Below are 20,436 nucleotides of genomic sequence, written 5' to 3'. Positions count from 1 at the left end.
CGCGCTATCCGACGGCGGCGGGAACCGGCTCAGCGGCCAGCGCGTCTGCTGCAGCTGCGGCACCGGTCCCGGGAATCCGCGTGAACAGGCCGGTTTCAACGGTGAGTCCGGGGCCGAACGCCATGGAGCAGATCCGCTCGTTCCCGCCGGAGAAAGGCTGCTCCAGGATGTTCTTCAGCACGAACATCACCGTAGCCGAGCTCATGTTGCCGAAGTTGCGCAGCGTTTCCCGGGCGGGCACCAGCTGTTCCTCGCTGAGCTCCAGCTTCGCTTCCACCTTGTCCAGAATGCTGCGGCCGCCGGGATGGATGGCCCAGTGCTCAATGTCGTTGTACGCCTGCCCTTCCAGCGACGGGTCCCGGGCCAGCAGCGGTTCCAGCGCGCCCACAATGTGGTCGTCGATGATGTGCGGAACGTAGGTGCCCAGCACCATCTCAAAGCCGTGGTCACCAATATTCCAGGCCATTGATTCCTCACCGACCGGCGTGAGGGTGGTTTCAAAGTGGTCCAGCACGATCGCCGGGCTCTCGCCGGGCAGGTCGCGGGCGGTGATGACGGCAGCGGCGGCGCCGTCGGCGAAGAGTGAGGACCCCATGATGATGTCCGGGTCATTGGAGGAGCGCACGTGCAGTGAGCACAGCTCGGCGCTGACCACCAGGACGACGGCGTCGGGATCGGCGTCGCAGAAGGATTTGGCGGCGCGCATGGCCGGGAAGGCTGCGTAGCAGCCCATAAAACCGAGGTGGTAGCGCTGCACGGAGGGGTTCAGGCCGAGGGCACGCACCAGCTTGTAGTCGGGTCCGGGATTGAAGAACCCGGTACAGGAGACGGTGATCACATGGGTGACGTCTTCCGGGCTGATCCCCGGGCAGTTCTGCACAGCTTTGGTGCCGGCTTCAATGAAGAGTTTGGTGGCTTCGGTGGCAAAGATGTCGTTGCGGGTCTTGGTGGAGGGCATCAGCAGCAGCCCGGTCTGCGGATCGAAGAACTGCGGATTTTCCGCCGTGGAGGTCAGGGTCAGCTCTTCGAGGGCGGTGCGGCGGGTGTCGATGTCCGCGCCGTTGAAACAGGTGTTCACAAGCCGGGCGCCCAGGCGGGTCAGCCCGGGCTGTGCGGCGAAGACGTCGCGGACCTGGTCCTGCACCAGGACAGTAGAAGGGACAGCAGTTTCCAGTGATCTGAGCGTAACTGTCATCCTCCATTGTTAGGTGAACTACCTTCAAGGCACAATGGCGCGGCGTGGTGCACCGGCGCGTCGGGCGGCCCGGGTATTGGGGCGGGTACCGGCCGGGCCGCTGCCGAAGCTGAAGGGCCTGTGCATTTGTGCAGATACGCCATGCGGTATTTGCCGTTGAGCGGCCGGCCCCGCGGGCACCATACTCTTGCCTAGTCAGCAGGACGCCCCGCGCCTGCCCCGGCTGCAGTGTCAACGAGGACACCTAAGGAGATAGCGGATGAGCACGAATAATCCCCAGCGGACCGGCCGCAAGAAAACGCCGGTGCCGGAAGGGCTGCGCAAGGTCGTTGTGGCGTCCATGGCCGGGACGGTCGTGGAGTGGTACGAATTCTTCCTGTATGCGGCGGCATCGACCCTGGTCTTTGCCCACCTGTTCTTTCCCAATGCAGACACCGAACTGGACGGCATCATCGCCGCGTTCGTGACCTACGCCGTCGGTTTTGTGGCGCGGCCCGTGGGCGGAATTGTCTTCGGCCATTTCGGGGACAAGTTTGGCCGCAAGAAGCTCCTGCAGCTGAGCATCATTCTGGTGGGCGTCTCCACCTTCCTGATGGGCTGCCTGCCCGGGTTTGATTCGATCGGCTACTGGGCTCCGGCCATGCTGGTGGCCCTGCGCTTCGTCCAGGGCTTTGCAGTGGGCGGGGAATGGGGCGGCGCCGTACTGCTGGTAGCCGAGCACAGCCCGAACAAGTCCCGCGGCTTCTGGTCCAGCTGGCCGCAGTCCGCGGTCCCCATGGGCAACCTGCTGGCCACCGGCGTCCTGTTCATCCTGTCCTCGACGCTGAGCAACGAGGCGTTCCTGGGCTGGGGCTGGCGGGTGGCCTTCTGGCTCTCGGCGGTGATTGTGCTGGTTGGCTACTACATCCGCACCAAGGTTTCCGACGCACCGATTTTCCTGGAAGCCCAGAAGGAAGTTGAAGAAGAAGCCAAGGGGTACGGTGTGGTCGAAGTGTTCCGCCGCTACCCGCGCGGTGTCTTCACCGCCATGGGCCTGCGGTTCGCGGAGAACATCCTGTACTACCTGGTGGTCACGTTCTCCATCACCTACCTGCGGGTCGTGGTGGAAACCGACACCTCCCGAATACTGCTCCTGCTGCTCATAGCGCACTTCATCCACTTCTGTGCGGTTCCGGTGGTGGGCAAGTTCTCGGATGCCCTGGGACGCCGCCCGGTCTACATGGCCGGCGCCGTGCTGGGTGCCACCTGGGGCTTCTTCGCCTTCCCGATGATGGACACGGCGAATGACCTGATGATCCTCGCGGCGGTAACCATCGGCTTGCTCTTCCACGCCCTGATGTATGCCGGCCAGCCGTCGATCATGGCGGAAATGTTCCCCACCCGGATGCGGTACTCCGGTGTCTCGCTGGGCTACCAGGTGACCTCAATCGTGGCCGGCTCGCTGGCTCCGATCATCGCAACCTGGCTGCTGGGCGAGTTCAATTCCTCGACGCCCGTGGCGCTGTACCTGCTGGGCGCGTGCATCGTCACAGCGGTTTCGGTGCTGCTGCTGCGGGAGACGAACGGCATCTCGCTGCAGGACGTCGACGCCGCTGACGCGCAGGGCACGGCCGACCTGCTCGCCGCGTCCAAGGCCAAGGAAGAAAAGCGCAGCTCCTCCGCTGTGGATAACTAACCCAGAGATGATTCGCAGCCGCTGTCCGTCAAAAATCCAGCAGGTCCCGGCGGGCAGCGGCTTCGGCATGAATGGCTTTGATGACGGCCTGGACCCGGGCAGAGCGCAGGGCCTCGGGCCGGGCCACGGCCCAGATGGGCAGCCGGCGTTCAAACGAATCCGCCAGCACCGGCACGAAACCGTCCCGGCCGGCCACCATAAAGTTGGGCAGCAGCCCGACGCCGGCTTCCCGCCTCACGGCTTCCACCTGGGCAAAGATGCTGGTCGCCTGGAAACTCGAACGAGGCTCCGGCAGGCCGGTGGAACGATGGCCCAGCTCCTCGACCAGCAGCGCGGATTCAACGTAGGACACAAAGCAGTGCTTGGCCAGGTCCGCGGGAACACCGGGGGTGCCGTGACGGCGCAGATAACCCTCGGCCGCGTACAGGCGCAGCACATAGTGCCCCAGCAGAATGGCCTGCGCGGTACGGACGTCAGTGTGGCCCACCACCACCTCCAGGTCCACACCGGATCGGTTCTGGCTGACCTTGCGGGTAGCGGAGAACATTTCAACGCTGATGTTCGGATGCGAGGCCTGCAGTTTGACCAGCGCCGGCGTCACAATCTCGGCACCGAAACCGTCTACGGTGCTGATCCGCACCACCCCGGCCAGCGGATCGGCGTCGTCCGCCAGCGCACAGCGCAGGGCACCGAGGCTTTCCTCGATGGCTTCGGCCGCGCGGACGGCCTGGGCGCCGAGCACGGTCAGCTCCCAGCCCTGCGGAGTGCGGGCCAGGGCCCGGCCGCCAAGCTGCTTTTCCAGCGCGGTGATCCGCCGGGAAATGGTGGTGTGGGTGGTCCCGAGCGTTTCCGCGACGGCAGTAAACCGGCCCAGCCGGGCCACGGTGAGAAGAATCAGCAGGTCATCGGGGCTGGGCAGACGGCTGACGGTGTCCAGGGCCGTTCCTCCTCTCCCCGTTGTGCACGGGTGCACATGGGGTCTGTGGATTCTGGTCTTGAACGCACTCTAGCGCGGTGCCACGCTGGTTCCGCGGCGGACGCGCGGCACAGGCTCAGCACAATCAGCAGCACAACACAGGCAGCACCAACTAGGCAAAGGAGCTTAGCGATGGCGGAAGTGGGATGGATCGGACTGGGCAACATGGGTGCCCCCATGGCAGCAAACCTGGTGAAGGCAGGTCACAACGTACACGGTTTTGACCTCAGCCCGCGGGCCGTGGCAACCGCCGAAGCCGCAGGGGTACAGGCCGTAGGCAGCATCGCCGAGGCAGTGGCCGGAGCGGACGTGGTGTTCACGATGGTCCCCAAGGGAGAGCATTCGCGTGCGGTGTACCTTGAACCGGACGGTGTCCTGGCCAGCGCCTCCACGGACACGCTGCTGGTTGACTCCTCGACGATCGACGTCGAATCCGCGCAGGCTCTGCACGACGCCGCTGCTGCCGCCGGCTTCCGGTTCGTGGATGCCCCGGTCTCGGGCGGGATGAGCGGTGCACAGGCCGGAACGCTCACCTTTATGGTCGGCGGAGCCCAGGACGCCGTGGCTGATGCCACCGGGTTCATCGAGCCCATGGCAGGCAACGTGATTCCCACCGGCGGGCCCACCACCGGGCAGGCGGCGAAAATCTGCAACAACCTCATGCTTTTTATCAACCTCGCGGCAACGGCGGAAGGCGCAGTCCTGGCTGACCGGCTGGGCCTGGATAAGCAGGTGTTCTGGGACATCGCCTCCGTCTCTTCCGGAGACAGCTGGGCGCTGCGCACCTGGTACCCGGTGCCCGGCGTAGTCCAGACCGCGGCGTCGAACAATGACTTTGAGCCGACCTTCACCGCCGAGCTGGCGAACAAGGACATCAACCTGGCTATCGCCGCCGCCGCAGACACCGGTACGCCGCTTGAAATCGGCGAGCACGTGCAGCAGCTCTTCGCCCGGCTGATCGACGCCGGCCACGCCGGCAAGGACTGTTCCATGATCGTGAAACTGGTGGACGGCTCTCTGGCCGGCTCCCAGGACCAGGTCCCCGCGCCGTAGCGGCGCCGAAACGAAACGAGATCCCATGCAGCGCATTCCGCACATCATCAACGGCAAGCAGGTTCCTGAAGCCGAGCGGTACGGTCCGGTGTTCAACCCCGCGACCGGTGCCCAGGAAAAAGAGGTGGCGCTCGCCTCCGCGGCCCGCGTCGAAGAAGCCATCCAGGCAGCGCAGGAAGCACTTCCTGCCTGGCGGGCAACCTCGCTGGCCCGCCGCACCGCCATCTTCTTCAAGGTCCGCGAACTGCTTACCGAACGCAAGACCGAGCTCGCCGCAATCCTCACCAGCGAACACGGCAAGGTCCTCTCTGACGCCGAAGGGGAGATCACCCGCGGCCTGGAGAACATTGAATTCGCCTCCGCGCTCGCCCTGAGCCTGAAGGGGGAGCGCTCGGAACAGGTGGCCGCCGGCGTCGACGTCCACTCCATCCGCCAGCCGGTGGGTGTGGTCGCCTGTATCACCCCGTTCAACTTCCCGGCCATGGTGCCGCTGTGGATGATCGGCAGTGCCCTGGCCTGCGGCAACACCGTCCTGCTCAAACCGAGCGAGAAGGACCCGTCCGCCTCGGTGTTCATTGCTGAGCTCTTCGCTGAAGCCGGCCTGCCGGACGGGGTGCTGAACGTGGTGCACGGGGACAAGGAAGCCGTGGACGTGCTGCTGGAGCATCCCGGGGTGAAGGCAGTCAGTTTCGTGGGGTCTACCCCAATTGCCCGCACCATCTACCGGCGGGCAGCGGAGCACGGCAAACGGGTCCAGGCCCTGGGCGGGGCGAAGAATCACATGGTGGTGCTGCCCGACGCCGATTTGGACATGGCAGCCGACGCCGCCGTTTCGGCAGCGTACGGGTCCGCGGGGGAGCGCTGCATGGCCGTGAGTGTGCTGGTGGCGGTGGGCTCGATCGCCGATGACCTGGTGGAAGCCGTGCGCTCGCGGATGGGGGATCTGAAGATCGGGCCGGGTACCGACCCGTCCTCCCAGATGGGTCCGCTGATCACCGCCGAGCATCGGGACAAGGTGGCCTCCTACGTTGCCGGCGCCGCGGATGAGGGTGCCACCGTGGTGGTGGACGGCCGGGAAACGGCGTTCGACGGCGACGGATTTTTCCTGGGCGTCAGCCTGCTGGATCATGTGAAGCCGGGTATGAAGGCCTACGACGACGAGATCTTTGGTCCCGTCCTCTCCGTAGTCCGGGTGCCCACCTACGCCGATGCAGTGCAGCTGGTCAACGAGAACCAGTACGGCAACGGCACCGCGATCTTCACGCGCGACGGCGGTGCCGCCCGGGCCTTCGAGTTCGACGTGGAGGCGGGCATGGTGGGCGTGAATGTGCCCATTCCGGTCCCGGTGGGGTCCTTCTCCTTCGGCGGCTGGAAGGATTCACTCTTCGGAGACACCCACATGTACGGTCCGGATTCGATCCGCTTCTACACCCGCGGCAAGGTGGTGACCACTCGCTGGCCGGACCCCGCGACGTCGGAAATCGATCTGGGTTTCCCACAGGTCCTCTAGGCGTTCCTAGGCTTCATACGCTGGGGCAGCAGCCGGGCGGTGTTCCGCTGCTGCCCCAGCATAATCAACGCCAGGACGGCTTGGACGGCCAGGCCGGAGACGAGGAGCAGCAGCGCTCCGGGCTGGATGCTGCCGGAGCTCGCGGGTGGAAAGACCAGCAGCCAGGCGGCGGAGCCGGCATGTACGACGGTGGCGGCGGCCAGCGCGGCTGCCCGCAGGCGGAAGCTGCGCGGCACCGGACCGCAGTTCAGGACGGCGGCCGTGAACAGGCAGCCGGTGGCCGCCAGGTACGCCGTCACCAGCCAGTGCACCGGCATGGACTGCTGCATCGCAGGGAGCAACGCGGTGTGGAGCATGGCCCACATGCCGGCTGCCACCAGCACCGTGGCGGTCACCGGGTGGGTCAGGGCGCGTGCCGCCGGAGAGCTCACAGCGCGGCGCAGCCGGGCGGCCGGGACGGTATCCAGGGTCCGCAGCGCCAGATCCACCGGGCGGGCGAGGACCAGCAGGGCCGGTCCGGCCATTCCAGCGAGGACGTGTGAGAGGGCCAGGGCACCGAAGTCCCGGTGCGCCCAGCCGGCCAGCGGCTCAAGCACCGTAAGCAGCACGGTCAGAATCCCGGCAAGGAAGAACACCAGCCGCCGGTAGGGCCAAGTGCCGGATTTCTTCGAGAGAGCACCGGCCCAATACGCCGCTGCTGCGGCGACGGCGGGAATCAGGAAGAGGGACTCTGCCGGGAAATCACCGTGGTTATGCATGCGGTGCTGCCGGGAAAGTCGGTGCAGAAACTGGCTGGGAACGCACGGTCCGGGACGGCGTCATGTTTTCGAACGTAACACCGCACGGGTCCCCGTTGAACCCTCAGCTCCTAAGCCGTACGTTGACAGATCCCAATCCGGGGCAAGGATGGGAACCTTGTGGACAGGGACCCTTGAATTCGACCTGCTGCTCGAGGATGTCCATTCGCTCAAGCAGAAGCGCTCGCTGGTCCGGCCTCTGGTGGCTGAGCTGGCACGAAAGTTTGCTGTGTCCGCTGCTGAGACCGGCCAGCTGGATCTTCACCGGCGGGCGGAGGTAGGCATTGGCATTGTGGCGGCGGACCGGGCGCACGTGGTTGAAGTCCTGGACAGCGCTGAACGGCTGGTTGCCTACCGGCCCGAGGTACAGCTGCTCAGCACCCGCAGGCGGGTGCTGAGCAGTGACGACGAATAGTTGAACCGGGAAGAGGGGCGAAGTCCAGGCCCGGCCGCCCGAATCCGGCTTAGTAGGCCTTGACGCGCTGCTCCACGATCAGGTGGATCAGCGCAAACTTGCCCTCTTCATCGATCGCCTGCAGCGCAGCCTCGACCGCGGCAGGCACATCGGCGTCGTTCTCCACACGCACACCGAAGCCGCCGAACGCCTGCGCCATCAGCGCGAAGTCCGGGTTCTTCAGCTGCGTGCCGGAGATCCGGTCCGGGTAGTGGCGTTCCTGGTGGGTGCGGATGGTGCCGTATTCCTGGTTGTCCATCACCACCACCAGCGGAGTGGCCCCGTACTGCGCTGCCGTAGCCAGCTCCTGGCCGTTCATCATGAACTCACCGTCACCGGCGATCGTAACCACCCGGCGACCCGGATGCGCCAGCGACGCCGCAATGGCAGACGGCACCGAGTAGCCCATGGAACCGTTGCGGGCGCTGAGCATCGACGCGTAGCGGCGGGTGGGGAAGTAGCGGTGTGCCCAGTTGGTGTGCTCGCCGGCGCCGAGGGTGATCATGGCGTCTTCGGGGAGGGTGGGCACCAGGTTGGCCATCAGGGTGTCCATCCGGGCCTGGCCTGCAGACGGCTCGGCCGGAGGCAGGGCAGCGAACTTCTCCTGCTCACCGCGCATCCGGGACGTCCAGGCCTTCCACTCGCCCTTCACCGGCAGGTCCATCATGACCAGATCCCGTACAAACACGTCCGGCTTGGCAACAATCTGGTAGGAAACCGGGCCGGAACGGCCGCGCAGCGAGGGATCAATGGTGACCAGGAAGTTCTTCTTCTCCCAGTCCTGGCGGACCACAAAACCGTCAGTGATGACGTCGCCGGGGACGGTGCCCACAAAGACCAGCAGGTCCGTTTCTTCCAGCAGATCGTAGGTGGGCTTGGGACGCCCGTAGCCGATCGGACCCACGTAGGACGGCGAGTCGAAGGAAATGGTTCCCTCACAGCGCCATTCCGCGGCGGCTGGAAGGTGGTGCTCCTCCAGCCAGCGGGTGAGGGTGTCCGCGCCCTCCTGCGTCCAGTCATTGCCGCCGGTCACGAACAGCGGTTTGTCCGCCTCCTTGAGCGCAGCCTGCAGCGCCTTCCAGTCCGTGACCGTCATGCCGCCCGGCGCCACCGGAATGGGCGGGTGCAGGGCGGAGGAGACTTCTTTGCGGATGACGTCTTCCGGCAGGCCAATGACTACGGGGCCGGGGCGGCCGCTCATGGCGGCGAAGAAGGCTTCAGCAACGATTTCCGAGGCACGCTCGGGGTGGTCCAGCACCATCACGCGCTTGGCGCCGGTATCGAACCAGGCTTTGATGTCGAACTCCTGGAATGCTTCACGGTCCCGGTGCTCGAAGGGGATAAGTCCCACAAAAAGCACCATCGGCGTTGAATCCTGCCAGGCGGTGTGCAGGCCAACGTGGGCGTTGGCGGCTCCGGGACCGCGGGTCACCATGGCGACGCCGGGAAGCTGGTTCATCTTTCCGTCTGCCTCTGCCATGTACGCAGCGCCGCCTTCGTGGCGGCAGACCACGGTTTCGACCGGGCTGTTGTGCAGTCCGTCCAGAACGTCCAGGAAGCTCTCTCCGGGCACCACATAAGTGCGCTTTACACCGTGGGCAATGAGGGAATCGACAATGACATGGCCGGCGCTCTTCACCTCCGGCCCTGGGGCAGGGGAATGAGACAGCGGGGCAATCTGAGTCATTTTCGACCTTTCTCCATTGAAACGTTGAAATGCCGCCTGCCTTCGGCGGGCGGCATCCCTATGTTCTACCCCATGGTCGAGCCGGTTCCGCCAATCATGTGCCAATGTGTCAGGGAAGTTCCTTGGTTCGCGGAGCGGTCCGATTCCCAAGTTGGCCGCTTTTGGCGGTCATGGGGAACAATTGGGCGGGTGAGTCTCACCAACGCCCCGCAGCCCTCCCGCCAGCTCGAACCTGCGCCCTCCGGCACCGATGCCGCAGCGCGTATTTATGCACAGATCGCTGCAGAACTGGGCGTGGCGCCGTGGCAGGTACGTGCCGCCGTCGAGCTCCTGGACAGCGGTTCCACGGTGCCTTTTATCGCCCGGTACCGCAAGGAAGTGACCGGCACCCTCGATGACACGCAGCTGCGCGAACTCGACGAACGGCTCCGCTACCTGCGTGAACTTCATGACCGCCGGCGTGCGGTCCTGGAAGCCATTGAAGCGCAGGGCAAACTCACCGGTGAACTGCGTGCGGCGGTGGAAGCTGCGGAGACCAAGTCCCGGCTGGAGGACATCTACCTTCCGTACAAGACCAAACGGCGGACCAAGGCGGCGATTGCCCGCGAAGCCGGACTGGAACCGCTGGCCGATGCCCTGCTGTCCAATCCCTCGCTGGTACCGGAGACGGAAGCCGCCCGGTACCTGAATGACGCGGTTCCCGACCCCGCTGAAGCACTGGCCGGTGCCCGGGCGATCCTCGTTGAGCGTGCCGGCCAGGACGCTGATCTGTTGACCGAAGCCCGCGAGAAGCTCTGGAAACAGGGCCGGCTGCGCTCGCAGGTCCGGCCGGGCAAGGAAACCGAGGGGCAGAAGTACGCGGATTACTTCGACTTTGCCCAGGCTCCTTCCGGCATGCCGTCCCACCGCGTGCTGGCCCTGCTGCGTGCGGAGAAAGAGGGCATCCTCGAGCTGGGCCTGGCTGAAGCTGACCCTGCGGACGCGGAAGCACTGGCGGCCGCCCGGCAGCGGTTTGAAAACTCCGTAGCGTTCCGGCTCGGTGTCGCCTCCGGCGGGGGAGCCGCCGGAGCGTGGCTGCAGCAGACCGTGCAGCTGGCCTGGCGCCGGATTCTTGCCAAACTGTCCGTTGACCTGAGGGTCCGTCTGTTCCAGGACGCCGAGACTGAGGCCGTCCGTGTTTTCGCGGCGAATCTGCGTGACGTGCTGCTGGCAGCGCCTGCCGGCAACCGCGCCACCCTTGGACTGGACCCCGGACTGCGCACCGGGGTCAAAGTGGCGGTAGTGGACGGGACCGGACAGGTCATTGCCACGGACACGGTCTACCCGCACGCCCCGGCCCGCAAATGGGACGAGGCCCTGGTACGGCTGGCTGACCTGGTGAAGAAGCACCGGGTGGAGCTGGTGGCGATTGGCAACGGGACAGCGTCCCGCGAAACGGACAAGCTCGCCGGCGAGCTGATGCGGCTGGTGCCCGACGCCAAGCTGCAGAAGCTGGTGGTTTCCGAAGCCGGAGCCTCGGTCTATTCAGCGTCAGCGCTGGCCGCGGCTGAACTCCCGGGCATGGATGTCTCGCTGCGCGGCGCGGTGTCGATTGCCCGCCGGCTGCAGGACCCGCTGGCCGAACTGGTGAAGATCGATCCGAAGTCCATCGGGGTGGGCCAGTACCAGCACGATGTGACGGCCGCGAAACTGGACCGGTCACTGGACGCGGTGGTAGAGGACTGTGTCAATGCAGTAGGCGTGGACGTGAACACTGCCTCGCCCGCCCTCCTGAGCCGGGTTGCCGGCGTCGGGCCGCTGCTGAGCGAGAACATTGTGGCCCACCGCAATGCCAATGGTCCGTTTGCCCGCCGGACAGACCTTATGAAGGTCCCGAGGCTTGGTGCGAAGGCATTCGAACAGTGTGCCGGCTTCCTGCGGATCACCGGCGGCACCGAACCGCTGGACGGCTCCAGCGTGCACCCCGAATCCTATTCAATCGCCCGCCGTATCCTTTCCGCCGCCAAGGCCGAGATGAGCCCTGCCGGGGCAGACCTGACAGGCCTCGATCCCGCCGCGTTCGTTGATGATTCCACCGGCCTGCCGACCGTCCTGGACATTCTGTCCGAGCTGCGCAAGCCCGGCCGGGACCCTCGCCCGGCGTTCAAGACAGCAACCTTCTCCGAAGGCATTGAAAAGGTGGCAGACCTGCGGCCGGGCATGGTGCTCGACGGCGTTGTCACCAACGTGGCGGCCTTCGGTGCGTTTGTGGACATCGGAGTTCACCAGGACGGACTGGTTCACATCTCTGCGATGTCCTCCTCCTTCGTTTCCGATCCGCACGACGTCGTGAAGTCCGGCCAGGTGGTCAAGGTCAAGGTGATGGAAGCTGATCCGGAGCGGAACCGGATTTCGCTCACCCTCCGCCTGGACGACGACGCGCCGTCGGCCGGCGAACGCACCGGGAACGGGCGGTCCGGGGCTTCCCGGCCGCAGCCAAAGCGGCCGCAGGGAAAGAACCCGGGCAACGGCCGGAATCCGCAGGGCGGGGGGAAGCCCAAGGACGGCAAAGCCGGCAACGCGCCGCGGCGCACCCCGGCAGCACCGGAGAGCGCTATGGCAGAGGCGCTCCGCCGGGCCGGGCTGGCCTAGCGGGCCCACCCGGCGCCGCCCGCCCCGCTACAGGGGATGCGCCGCCAGGAAATCCAGCACGGCGTCCGTTGCGTCCGGGCGCTCCAGGAAGTAACCGTGCCGGGAGCCGTCAAGAATCCTGAGGACAGCGCCCGGGATGAGCTGCGCCAGCCGTTCTCCGTTGGCCGCAGGTTCCCCTGATCCGGCCGAAGACCAGGCCAGGGCGGTCCCGTCCGGCGCGGCCGCGAAGCGGGTTCCCGGCAGCGCCTGCTGCGGCACGGTCACGTGCCTAACTGTCAGCGGAGTCAGGCTCGTTGAGTGCGTCTTCCCGACGCCGTCCGTCTGCTGCTTCGGCGGAGTCCTGCCCGCCGGAGTGCGCGGCGGGCACGGTTCCGGGAGCATGCGTGCCCTGTTCCTCGCGGATGTTTCCGGCTGATTCATCAGCCGTGCCAGGGGTCCGGGGCGAGCCGGTCGGTTCGGGCTGCGGAATGCTGGGGCCCAGGGGATCCTCGGCGTCGTTGGCGGGTCCGGTAGGTTCGGTGGTCATGGCGCGGTCCTCTCTCGAAAGCGGTTCAGCGGGACCCGGAAGGGCCCAGCAGGCTGTCCTGCAGGTTCTCCAGCAGGTCACGCGGTGAGGCGTAGACCTGCTCAGCTCCGGCGTCGCGCAGTTCCGCTTCGCTGGTGCCGCCGCAGGTTAGGCCGATAGTCGGAATCCCCAGGGCGGCCGCGGACTTGACGTCCCAGACGGAGTCGCCCACGAACACGGTGTTTTCAGCGTCCAGATCCGAAGAGTCCAGAGCCGCCTGAAGAATATCCGGAGCAGGTTTGCTCTCATCTGCATCGGAGGAGCTGGTGGCGCTGGTAATGGCGTCATCGGCGTCAATTGCCTGGCGCAGGGCCTGCAGCTCCGGTTCGGAGGCGGAGGAAGCAAGTACGACGGCGAGCTCCCGGGACGCGCATTCGCGCAGCAGGTCGCCGGCTCCGTCGAAGGCCCGCAGGGCCGGCCAGGAGGTGGAGAAGATCGCTCCGTGGCTGGAATCGAGCTTCTCTTCCACCTCGGGTTCCGGGTCGCTGCCGAGCAGGTGGCCAATGAGCTTGTCCCCGCCCATGCCAATGGCCCGGTGGATATTGGCCATGGGGATGTCATAGTCGAGCCGGCGGAAGGCCTGCCACCAGGCGACGGTGTGCAGGTAGTTCGAATCCACCAGGGTGCCGTCCACATCGAAGAGCACGCCGCGCAGCGGCCGGGAGGTTTCGGTCATCGCTAATTCCCTCAGGTTGGGTGCAGTGTGTCTGTTGAGTCTAACGAGGTCCGTCTTCCTCCAGTGCAGACACCGGAGTGCCGGGCGGCCCGAGGAAGGCGAAGAGCTCCGACTCCAGTGCGCTGGGGTCGCGCAGCTCGCACTCCCACACCACCAGCGCCTCCCAGCCGGCGGCCCAGAGAGCCTGGAGCGCCGCGGCGTCCCGGGCCACGGTCCGGGCCCGCTTGGCAGCCCAGAATTCGGGGTTGGTGGCCGGTGCATGGGTTCCGGCGGGACAGGAGTGGGTGTGCCAGAAGCAGCCGTTCACAAAGATGACCTTGCGCCGGCCGGCGAAGACCAGATCAGGTTTCCCGGGCAGCGGTCCTCCGGAAGCGGCCCCATGCAGGCGGAAACGGTAACCGGCATGGTGCAGCAGCCGCCGGACCTTCAGCTCCGGCTTGGTGTTCTTGGACCGGATGCGGGACATATTGCGGCTGCGCTGTTCCGCGGAGACCGTATCTGCCATGCCGCCAGTCTAGGTCCCTGGACAGGTTTGCTGCCGGGCGCAGCCGGAAAGCGGGACCTCCTAGCCAACGGGTCCGCAGCAGGCATATGTTGGCTGTGGATGCCGGCGAGAGGACAGCTGTTCCATGGCCCACATCAGAATCTTGGCGACCGGCGGGACCATTGCGTCACGCACCGGGCGCGACGGCGCAGCATCAGCCGGCCGTGCGGAGGATCTCGCGGCGTCCCTGTCAGGACGGCACAGTTATTCCGTCCGGGACATTACGAATGCCAACAGTTTCCGGCTGCGGTTCGCGGATGTCCGTGTCCTGGCCGAAGCGGTCCGCGCCGCAGTGGCAGACGAGGGCGTTGACGGCGTCGTTGTCACCCATGGCACGGACACCATGGAAGAGACGGCCTTCGCGCTGGACCTGGTCCACGACTCTCCCAAACCCGTGGTCTTCACCGGAGCGCAGCGCCCGGCGGACAGCCCCGTGGCCGACGGCCCGGCCAATCTGGAGGAAGCCGTCACCGCCGCTGCCTCAGCCGGCCTGCGAGGCGCGGGGGTGCTGATTTCCTTTGCCGGCCAGGTGCAGTCCGCGCGCGGCGCCAGGAAAGTGCACACCGTGGCTGCTAATCCCTTCGCCGGGGGAGTGGACGTGGCGCACTTCATCGCCGGCACCCTGCACGTCACCGCCATACCGGTCCGCCCGGCACCCCTGCCGATGCCGGGTGAAGACTTCGACAACGCACGGGTTGACATCATTGTCTGTGCCTTGGGAACGGACCCGGAGCTGTTCAGCCACGCCGTCCACATGGGGGCCAACGCCGTCGTTCTGGCTGGAACGGGAGCGGGCAACGCGGGGGAGGGCTTCGCCGAGGCGGTGCAGGACGCGGTGCGCGGCGGCTGTCCGGTGATCCTGTGCAGCCGGGTGCCAGCCGGTCCGGTGGTTCCTGCCTACGGCGCAGGCGGCGGCCTGGACCTGGTACGTGCAGGCGCCATTCCCGGCGGGGACCTGGCACCGGCGCAGGCCCGGATGCTGGCCGCGCTGCTGACGTCGCTGCCCGCAACCCAGGAAGAAATCCTCCAGGCGCTGACCACCGGGACATCCCGGAACCGCTAGCTGCGGCGTGCCAAGGTCTCGATCCTGCATCGTCCTTCCACACTTGCCGGGGAAGGGGTCCCAAAATCCATCAGTCGGCTTACTATTAATGGCACAGAAGGTACCCCTTACAAGGAGGTAAGAGATGTCGGGCTACTTTAAGCTGGTTGACGCCCACGACGGCGCATTCCGGATCAAGCTCATTTCCGGCGACGGAGCACTCATGGCAGTGTCCGCGATGTTCCCCACCAAGGAAGCTGCAGCAGCGGGCATTGAGCAGCTGCGCGAGATTGCCGGAACCGGGCCAGTCGTGGACCACAGCAAGGACGCCGATGTCGTGGCAGATGCCAACCGGAATACGGGCAGGGCGAAGGCTTCCTGACCTCGCTCCGCCCCCAGGGTCTCTCTAAAAAGGCCTTTCGTTCCCGACGCCGCACAGGACGCCGGGAACGGGAGGCCTTTTGTTATGACTGGCCTTCGTCGCCTTCCGCCGCGTTCTGGGAATGGTCCCGTCCGGCGTCGGTCTGGGTCGATTCCTCGCCTTCTGACGGGTCCTCGTTGTGGGTCCGGTCTTCGTCATTCGGGGTGGTGCTCATGAGTGCCTCCATAGCTGGGTTACGGCATCTGCCTTTCCAGTCTAGGAACCTGTCTGCGCTGCCGACAGGGTTTGCGGCACCTGCGCATCCCTAGGCAGGAGTATGTACCTGCCGGTAGCGTTTGCCGGATGCAGCGAAGAGACGCAGATGTCATCGTGGTCGGTGCCGGACTTGCCGGACTGGTAGCCGTGGCCGAACTAGTGGACGCCGGACGCTCAGTGATCCTGGTTGAGCAGGAGGGCGAACAGAGCCTGGGCGGCCAGGCCTGGTGGTCCTTCGGCGGTCTCTTCTTCGTCGATTCCCCCGAACAGCGCCGCCTGCGCGTCAAGGATTCAGTTGAGCTCGCCTGGCAGGACTGGCAGGGGACCGCAGGATTCGACCGGGAAGAAGACTACTGGCCGCGGCGCTGGGCAGAGGCCTACGTTCATTTTGCGGCCGGGGAAAAGCGCGCCTGGCTGCACCAGCTGGGGCACCGGGTTTTCCCGGTGGTTGGCTGGGCCGAGCGCGGCGGCTACGGTGCCACCGGGCCGGGAAACTCCGTGCCGCGCTTTCATATCACCTGGGGAACCGGGCCCGGCATCACCGCGCCGTTCCTGGCCAAGGTGCGCGGCGGCGTCGAGCGCGGCCTGGTGCGGCTTGCCTGCAACCACCGCATGGAATCCCTGGTGAGCACCGGCGGCGCAGTCACCGGAGTGCGCGGCACCGTCTTCCAGCGAACGACGACGCCGCGTGGACGGGAGGCAACGCGCATTGTGGAGGGCGAGTTCGAGTACTCTGCCGGCGCCGTCGTTGTCACCACCGGCGGTATCGGAGGGAACCATGACCTGGTGCGCGCCGCATGGCCGCAGCGCCTGGGATCCCCTCCCCGGACGATGCTGAGCGGGGTTCCGGGACATGTGGACGGGCGCGGCATCCAGGCTGCCCAGGGTGCCGGCGGGCGGGTGATCAACCCGGACCGGATGTGGCATTACGTGGAGGGCATTCGAAACTGGAATCCGGTGTGGCCGAACCACGGCATCCGCATCCTGCCGGGTCCGTCATCGCTCTGGCTGGACGCGGCAGGGAACCGGCTGCCCGGGCCGCTTTTTCCGGGTTTCGACACACTCGGGACACTGGAGCACCTGCGGCACACCGGCTACGACTACAGCTGGTTTGTGCTGAACAAAGCGATCATCCGGAAGGAATTCGCGCTCTCCGGATCCGAACAGAACCCTGACCTGACCGGCAAATCCCTCCGGGGCGTGGTGGGCAGGGCCACCGCAGACGTGCCCGGACCCGTGCAGAAGTTCCTGGATCATGGCGAGGACTTCCTCACCGCCGGCAGCGTTCCGGAGCTGGTGGCGGCCATGAATGATCTGGCGAAATCCTCAACCGACGGCGCGGCCCCGGTGCTTTCTGCTGACGCTGTACTGGCCGAACTGCAGGCCCGGGACCGGGAGATCGCCAACCCGTTCAGCAAGGACGCGCAGGTCACCGCGATCCGCGGTGCGCGGTCCTATCTGGGGGACCGGCTGATCCGCACCGCGGTGCCTCGCCCGATCCTGGATCCGAAGGACGGGCCGCTGATCGCCGTCCGGCTTTCCGTGCTGACCCGCAAGACGCTCGGCGGGCTCGAAACCGATCTGGATTCCCGGGTGCTGGGAGCGGACGGGAACCCGGTTCCGGGCCTGTTCGCGGCCGGGGAGGCTGCAGGGTTTGGCGGCGGAGGAATGCACGGCTACCGGTCGCTGGAAGGAACCTTCCTGGGCGGCTGCCTGTTCAGCGGTCGAGCGGCGGGGCGGGCTGCAGCGCGCTGACACTGGACCGGACAAAGCAAGGGGCCGGTACCGCAGCTGCGGTACCGGCCCCTCTTTAACTATTCCGGAAGACTAGGCTCCCGGGTTGTACTTCTTGAACTGGCGGTAGGCCTTGGCGCCGTTGAAGTACTCAGTGGAGGGCTTCATCCACAGCATCACGACGGCAACGATGGGCAGCAGGACGCTGAGGACCGTCAGTACGGCCATCAGTCCGCCGGCCATGGTCAGGTTGGTCAGGCCAAAGATTCCCAGGGCCGCGAAGACCGTGGCAACGATGCGCGCCCAGTTGTGCCCCTTGCGGATGAAGAGGGCTACCAGCAGGGCGATTGCAATGCTGACGGCTGCAAAGAAGATGGTTGTTACCGCAGTGATCGCGATGACCGCATCGACGTCGGACTCGCTGATGGCTCCGGTGCTCGTGGACATAATGGTGTCGCGGAATTCCGTGGAGTCCATCCAAGCGATCGTCACCGGGATGCTGATGACCGAGACGACGGCTGCTGCGATCAGCAGCCAGAAACCCAGGTCAACCTGCTTGGGACGCACGGGAGCCGGCGGCGCTGCCGCTGGCTGGTTACCGGCGTATGCGTTGTAGCTGTAGTTGTTTGCCGGAGGCTGCTGCTCGGACATAATTCCCCTCATAGGTGTCTGCAATGCGGTGTGAGTGCCGGCTAGCACCGGCGCATAACGAAGCCAGCCTAGTTCCGTAATCCGCGCTTGACCTCCCCACTAAGGCGGAAATCTGCTTTATGTCTCCCCGGCTAACCTGCTCCGGAAGGACTAACCCGGGTCAGATTTCCGCAGCCGCTACGAGGGGGAACGTAGGCGTGGTGGAACCGCCGGATGGTTCGACAGTGAGGGCCACGGTTCCCGCCCGTGAGACCTCACCGGTGAGCCACACCCTGACTTCACCTCCGGCAAAGTGCACATCGGGGATCGGGGTGCCGTCTTCCAGCAGCCAGAGCTGGTACTCACGGTCCGCGCCGGGGTCCGGCAGTTCCTCCGCGACGAACAGTGCCGAATCCTGCTCTTCAGAGAACAGCAGGGTTGCGGGCTGTCCGTCCACGTCCAGGCGCTGAACGGACAGATCCGGGGCAGCAAGCAGGCGGTCCTGGCGCTGCTGTGAATCGGCTGCCTGTTCCTGCTCCTGCTGCTGTTCGAATTGTGTGCCCAGGGCCCAGCCAGCCAGCCCGGCTGCCGGGAGCAGAAGCGCGGCAGCGGCAGCGGCCAGCAGCAGCGGGCGCCGCCGCCTGCGGGTGTGGAGGGGAACCGGAGGGTTTGCCGGTTTCGCCGGTGGTCCGGGGTCTTCACCCAGGCGGGGGACCTGCCGCGGGCGGGTGCCGTGAATAGCGCCAAGCACCGAGGCGCGCAGCTCAGGCGGAGGTTCTTGCGCTGCGCCGACGGCCAGATGGGCAGAGACCTCGGAGAAATCGGCCACCTCGGCCTGGCAGCGGGCGCAGCCGGCCAGGTGCTGTTCGAAAGCCGCCCGCTCATCCGGTTCCAGGGCGTCGATGGCGAAAAGCGGAGCCAGTTCATGGAGTGCGTCGCCGTAGAGCTGTTCGTTCATCGCCGTCCCCCCAATGCGGACCTAAGACTGTTCAAGCCATCGCGGATCCGGGCTTTGGCGGTGCCCAGCGGTATGTCCAGCTGCCGGGCCACTTCCTGGTGGGTGCATCCTTCGTAGTATGCCAAGGCAACGGCCTGGCGCTGGAGCGGGGTGAGCGCCCCGAGCCCGTCACGTACTTCCTGGGCAGCCATGGACTGCTCCACCTCCTCCCAGGTCTGGTCTGCTTTTGGCCGCTGCTCTTCGTAGGTCTGTTCCCGGTCCCGTTCGCTGACGACCTGGCGGACCCGGTCCACGGCCCTCCGGTGGGCCATAGTGCACAGCCACCCCAGCACGGATCCGCGGGATGGCTGAAAGCGCTCCGACTGCTCCCAGGCCATGAAATAGACCTCCTGGACCACCTCGGCCGCCAGTTCGGGAGAGCGGGTTATCCGTATAGCTAAACCGTAAACCCTCGCCGAGGTTGCGTCGTAGAGGGCTGCGAAGGCCGTTTCGTCTCCGCCTGCACTGCGGTGCACCAGGTCCGTAAGGTCCGGGTCCATGCGGCCGAGCGTAGGAACGCCGTGCTGTTCACCCGGAGCTCCACCCGGCTCAGTCATCGGCCTGCACTGCTTGTCCCTTCGGCATTGGCATCGGCGGGGAATGTCCGCGGACGCGCTATGGACGTGAACTCTGCCATATCCGGGCCCGGGGATGCCAGCCGGATTCCATCGCCGGGACCGGACTGAAAGTTTTTTGGCAGCCGACCCATCCGAATGACGATCGGCTCCGAACTACTTACGCATTCACACCGATTTACAGACTCATCACGACGAAGGAAACCGATCATGAATACAAAGCTCCGGCTGCTCGCCGTTCCCACCCTCGCCCTAAGCGCCCTGGCCCTCACGACTACGCCGGCCATGGCCCACGGACCGGATTCCTGGTCCGGGCAGGCGACGCTGAATACCCTGAACAACTCCGGTACCACCGGCCAGGCCATAGTTGAGGTGCACGGCACCGAAGCCAAGGTGACCGTCAATGTGTCCGGCGCGGCTGAGACCTTCATGGATGGTCCTTTCCCGCATGCCCAGCACATCCACATTGCCGCGCAGGGCGTCTGCCCCGGACCCGATGCGGACACCGACGGCGACGGCGTGGTCAACACCACCGAGGGCCACCCCTACTACGGCCACATCGGTACCTCCCTGACCACCGAAGGTGACACCAGTGCGGACTCCGGCCTCGCCGTCGAGCGCTTCCCGGGCGGCTCTGCCTACACCTACGAGCGGACCTTCGAAGTGAATCCGGAAACCGCCCAGTCCCTGGAAAACGGTTCAGCCGTTGTGGTGGTCCATGGCGTGGATCCGTCCAAGATGCCGGAGGCCGCGGCTGCCAAAATGTCAGACCTGGACCCGTCGCTGCCCGCAGCCGCAACCTTGCCGGCTGCCTGCGGCACGGTGGCTGTCTCACAGATGGGTGCCATGCCTGAGGGCGGAGCTGACACGGGAGCGGAAACTCCCGCCGCCAGCGCTGTGGACGGCTCCACCCTGGCAGCTGCCGGGATGGGAGCAGGAGTGCTGGCACTCGCCGGTGCAATGCTGGCCCGCCGCCGTGCCCGTGGCTAAGCACCCGGCAGCGGAGCCCGGCTGTTTCCCGGGGGGCCTACAGTGACGGGAAGCAGCCGTGGACGCCG

Annotated in this window: 21 protein-coding genes; 9 read left to right on the top strand and 12 right to left on the bottom strand. The window is 66.1% G+C overall.

The genetic code is table 11. The features are described 5' to 3' along the window. Window positions 1-4: 4 nt before the first annotated feature. Window positions 5-1,195 (bottom strand): type III polyketide synthase, encoded by a 1,191-nt coding sequence (locus ACWGQ2_RS03165; RefSeq protein WP_452014240.1) that lies wholly within the window; start codon window positions 1,193-1,195, stop codon window positions 5-7. 259 nt (window positions 1,196-1,454) lie between these two features. On the opposite strand from ACWGQ2_RS03165, the gene ACWGQ2_RS03160 reads away from it, so the two are divergent. Then, complete coding sequence (locus ACWGQ2_RS03160; protein ID WP_452014238.1) at window positions 1,455-2,870, top strand: MFS transporter; 1,416 nt, start codon at window positions 1,455-1,457, stop codon at window positions 2,868-2,870. 28 nt (window positions 2,871-2,898) lie between these two features. On the opposite strand, the gene ACWGQ2_RS03155 is transcribed toward ACWGQ2_RS03160, so the two are convergent. Next, a complete protein-coding gene (locus tag ACWGQ2_RS03155) occupies window positions 2,899-3,843 on the bottom strand; it encodes a LysR family transcriptional regulator (RefSeq protein WP_452014236.1) in 945 nt (314 codons plus the stop codon). Between ACWGQ2_RS03155 and mmsB the strand changes: the two genes are divergently transcribed. Beyond that, a complete protein-coding gene (gene mmsB / locus ACWGQ2_RS03150) occupies window positions 3,844-4,899 on the top strand; it encodes a 3-hydroxyisobutyrate dehydrogenase (RefSeq protein ID WP_452014234.1) in 1,056 nt (351 codons plus the stop codon). 25 nt (window positions 4,900-4,924) lie between these two features. After that, window positions 4,925-6,409: a CoA-acylating methylmalonate-semialdehyde dehydrogenase gene (locus ACWGQ2_RS03145; RefSeq protein WP_452014232.1), complete on the top strand. Its 1,485-nt coding sequence runs from the start codon at window positions 4,925-4,927 to the stop codon at window positions 6,407-6,409. Here the strand turns inward: ACWGQ2_RS03145 and ACWGQ2_RS03140 are convergent. After that, a complete protein-coding gene (locus tag ACWGQ2_RS03140) occupies window positions 6,406-7,167 on the bottom strand; it encodes a cytochrome c oxidase assembly protein (RefSeq protein WP_452014230.1) in 762 nt (253 codons plus the stop codon). The two genes, ACWGQ2_RS03145 and ACWGQ2_RS03140, sit on opposite strands and share 4 nt — an antisense overlap. Window positions 7,168-7,324: 157 nt before the next feature. Between ACWGQ2_RS03140 and ACWGQ2_RS03135 the strand changes: the two genes are divergently transcribed. Beyond that, the gene (locus ACWGQ2_RS03135) at window positions 7,325-7,621 is read left to right on the top strand and encodes a DUF503 domain-containing protein (RefSeq protein WP_452014228.1); all 297 of its coding nucleotides are present in this window, start codon (window positions 7,325-7,327) and stop codon (window positions 7,619-7,621) included. Window positions 7,622-7,670: 49 nt separating this feature from the next. On the opposite strand, the gene ACWGQ2_RS03130 is transcribed toward ACWGQ2_RS03135, so the two are convergent. After that, complete coding sequence (locus ACWGQ2_RS03130; protein ID WP_452014226.1) at window positions 7,671-9,347, bottom strand: thiamine pyrophosphate-dependent enzyme; 1,677 nt, start codon at window positions 9,345-9,347, stop codon at window positions 7,671-7,673. A gap of 189 nt (window positions 9,348-9,536) precedes the next feature. Here ACWGQ2_RS03130 and ACWGQ2_RS03125 point away from each other — a divergent pair, with 189 nt between their 5' ends. Further along, window positions 9,537-11,978 (top strand): Tex family protein, encoded by a 2,442-nt coding sequence (locus tag ACWGQ2_RS03125; RefSeq protein WP_452014224.1) that lies wholly within the window; start codon window positions 9,537-9,539, stop codon window positions 11,976-11,978. Window positions 11,979-12,005: 27 nt separating this feature from the next. Here the strand turns inward: ACWGQ2_RS03125 and ACWGQ2_RS03120 are convergent, their stop codons facing one another. Genes ACWGQ2_RS03120 through ACWGQ2_RS03105 form a run of 4 tightly spaced genes read right to left on the bottom strand, consistent with a single transcriptional unit; the run spans window position 12,006 to window position 13,724 of the window. Continuing rightward, window positions 12,006-12,242, bottom strand: coding sequence for an alpha/beta fold hydrolase (locus ACWGQ2_RS03120; RefSeq protein WP_452014222.1), 237 nt, complete (start codon window positions 12,240-12,242; stop codon window positions 12,006-12,008). 4 nt (window positions 12,243-12,246) lie between these two features. After that, the gene (locus tag ACWGQ2_RS03115) at window positions 12,247-12,504 is read right to left on the bottom strand and encodes a hypothetical protein (protein WP_452014220.1); all 258 of its coding nucleotides are present in this window, start codon (window positions 12,502-12,504) and stop codon (window positions 12,247-12,249) included. Window positions 12,505-12,529: 25 nt separating this feature from the next. Further along, window positions 12,530-13,219, bottom strand: a complete 690-nt coding sequence (locus ACWGQ2_RS03110; protein WP_452014218.1) for an HAD family hydrolase — start codon at window positions 13,217-13,219, stop codon at window positions 12,530-12,532. Between the two features lie 40 nt (window positions 13,220-13,259). Next, window positions 13,260-13,724: a very short patch repair endonuclease gene (locus ACWGQ2_RS03105; RefSeq protein WP_452014216.1), complete on the bottom strand. Its 465-nt coding sequence runs from the start codon at window positions 13,722-13,724 to the stop codon at window positions 13,260-13,262. A gap of 124 nt (window positions 13,725-13,848) precedes the next feature. On the opposite strand from ACWGQ2_RS03105, the gene ACWGQ2_RS03100 reads away from it, so the two are divergent. Then, window positions 13,849-14,826 (top strand): asparaginase, encoded by a 978-nt coding sequence (locus ACWGQ2_RS03100; RefSeq protein ID WP_452014214.1) that lies wholly within the window; start codon window positions 13,849-13,851, stop codon window positions 14,824-14,826. A gap of 124 nt (window positions 14,827-14,950) precedes the next feature. Further along, window positions 14,951-15,187, top strand: a complete 237-nt coding sequence (locus tag ACWGQ2_RS03095; protein ID WP_452014212.1) for a YegP family protein — start codon at window positions 14,951-14,953, stop codon at window positions 15,185-15,187. A gap of 82 nt (window positions 15,188-15,269) precedes the next feature. Here ACWGQ2_RS03095 and ACWGQ2_RS03090 read toward each other — a convergent pair whose 3' ends face one another. Further along, the gene (locus ACWGQ2_RS03090; protein ID WP_452014210.1) at window positions 15,270-15,401 is read right to left on the bottom strand and encodes a hypothetical protein; all 132 of its coding nucleotides are present in this window, start codon (window positions 15,399-15,401) and stop codon (window positions 15,270-15,272) included. 128 nt (window positions 15,402-15,529) lie between these two features. On the opposite strand from ACWGQ2_RS03090, the gene ACWGQ2_RS03085 reads away from it, so the two are divergent. Continuing rightward, a complete protein-coding gene (locus ACWGQ2_RS03085; RefSeq protein WP_452014208.1) occupies window positions 15,530-17,197 on the top strand; it encodes an FAD-binding dehydrogenase in 1,668 nt (555 codons plus the stop codon). A gap of 72 nt (window positions 17,198-17,269) precedes the next feature. Here ACWGQ2_RS03085 and ACWGQ2_RS03080 read toward each other — a convergent pair whose 3' ends face one another. From ACWGQ2_RS03080 to ACWGQ2_RS03070, 3 genes are all read right to left on the bottom strand, one after another. Beyond that, a complete protein-coding gene (locus ACWGQ2_RS03080) occupies window positions 17,270-17,827 on the bottom strand; it encodes a hypothetical protein (RefSeq protein WP_452014206.1) in 558 nt (185 codons plus the stop codon). Window positions 17,828-17,987: 160 nt separating this feature from the next. Then, window positions 17,988-18,764, bottom strand: a complete 777-nt coding sequence (locus tag ACWGQ2_RS03075; RefSeq protein ID WP_452014204.1) for an anti-sigma factor — start codon at window positions 18,762-18,764, stop codon at window positions 17,988-17,990. Beyond that, a complete protein-coding gene (locus ACWGQ2_RS03070) occupies window positions 18,761-19,360 on the bottom strand; it encodes a sigma-70 family RNA polymerase sigma factor (RefSeq protein ID WP_452014202.1) in 600 nt (199 codons plus the stop codon). The genes ACWGQ2_RS03075 and ACWGQ2_RS03070 overlap by 4 nt, the downstream gene beginning before the upstream one ends. Before the next feature lie 228 nt (window positions 19,361-19,588). Between ACWGQ2_RS03070 and ACWGQ2_RS03065 the strand changes: the two genes are divergently transcribed. Beyond that, window positions 19,589-20,368 (top strand): hypothetical protein, encoded by a 780-nt coding sequence (locus ACWGQ2_RS03065; protein ID WP_452014200.1) that lies wholly within the window; start codon window positions 19,589-19,591, stop codon window positions 20,366-20,368. Window positions 20,369-20,436 lie beyond the last annotated feature (68 nt).

It is taken from the genome of Arthrobacter sp. NPDC055585 (assembly GCF_053619115.1).
This window is presented reverse-complemented; position numbering and strand designations above follow the sequence as displayed.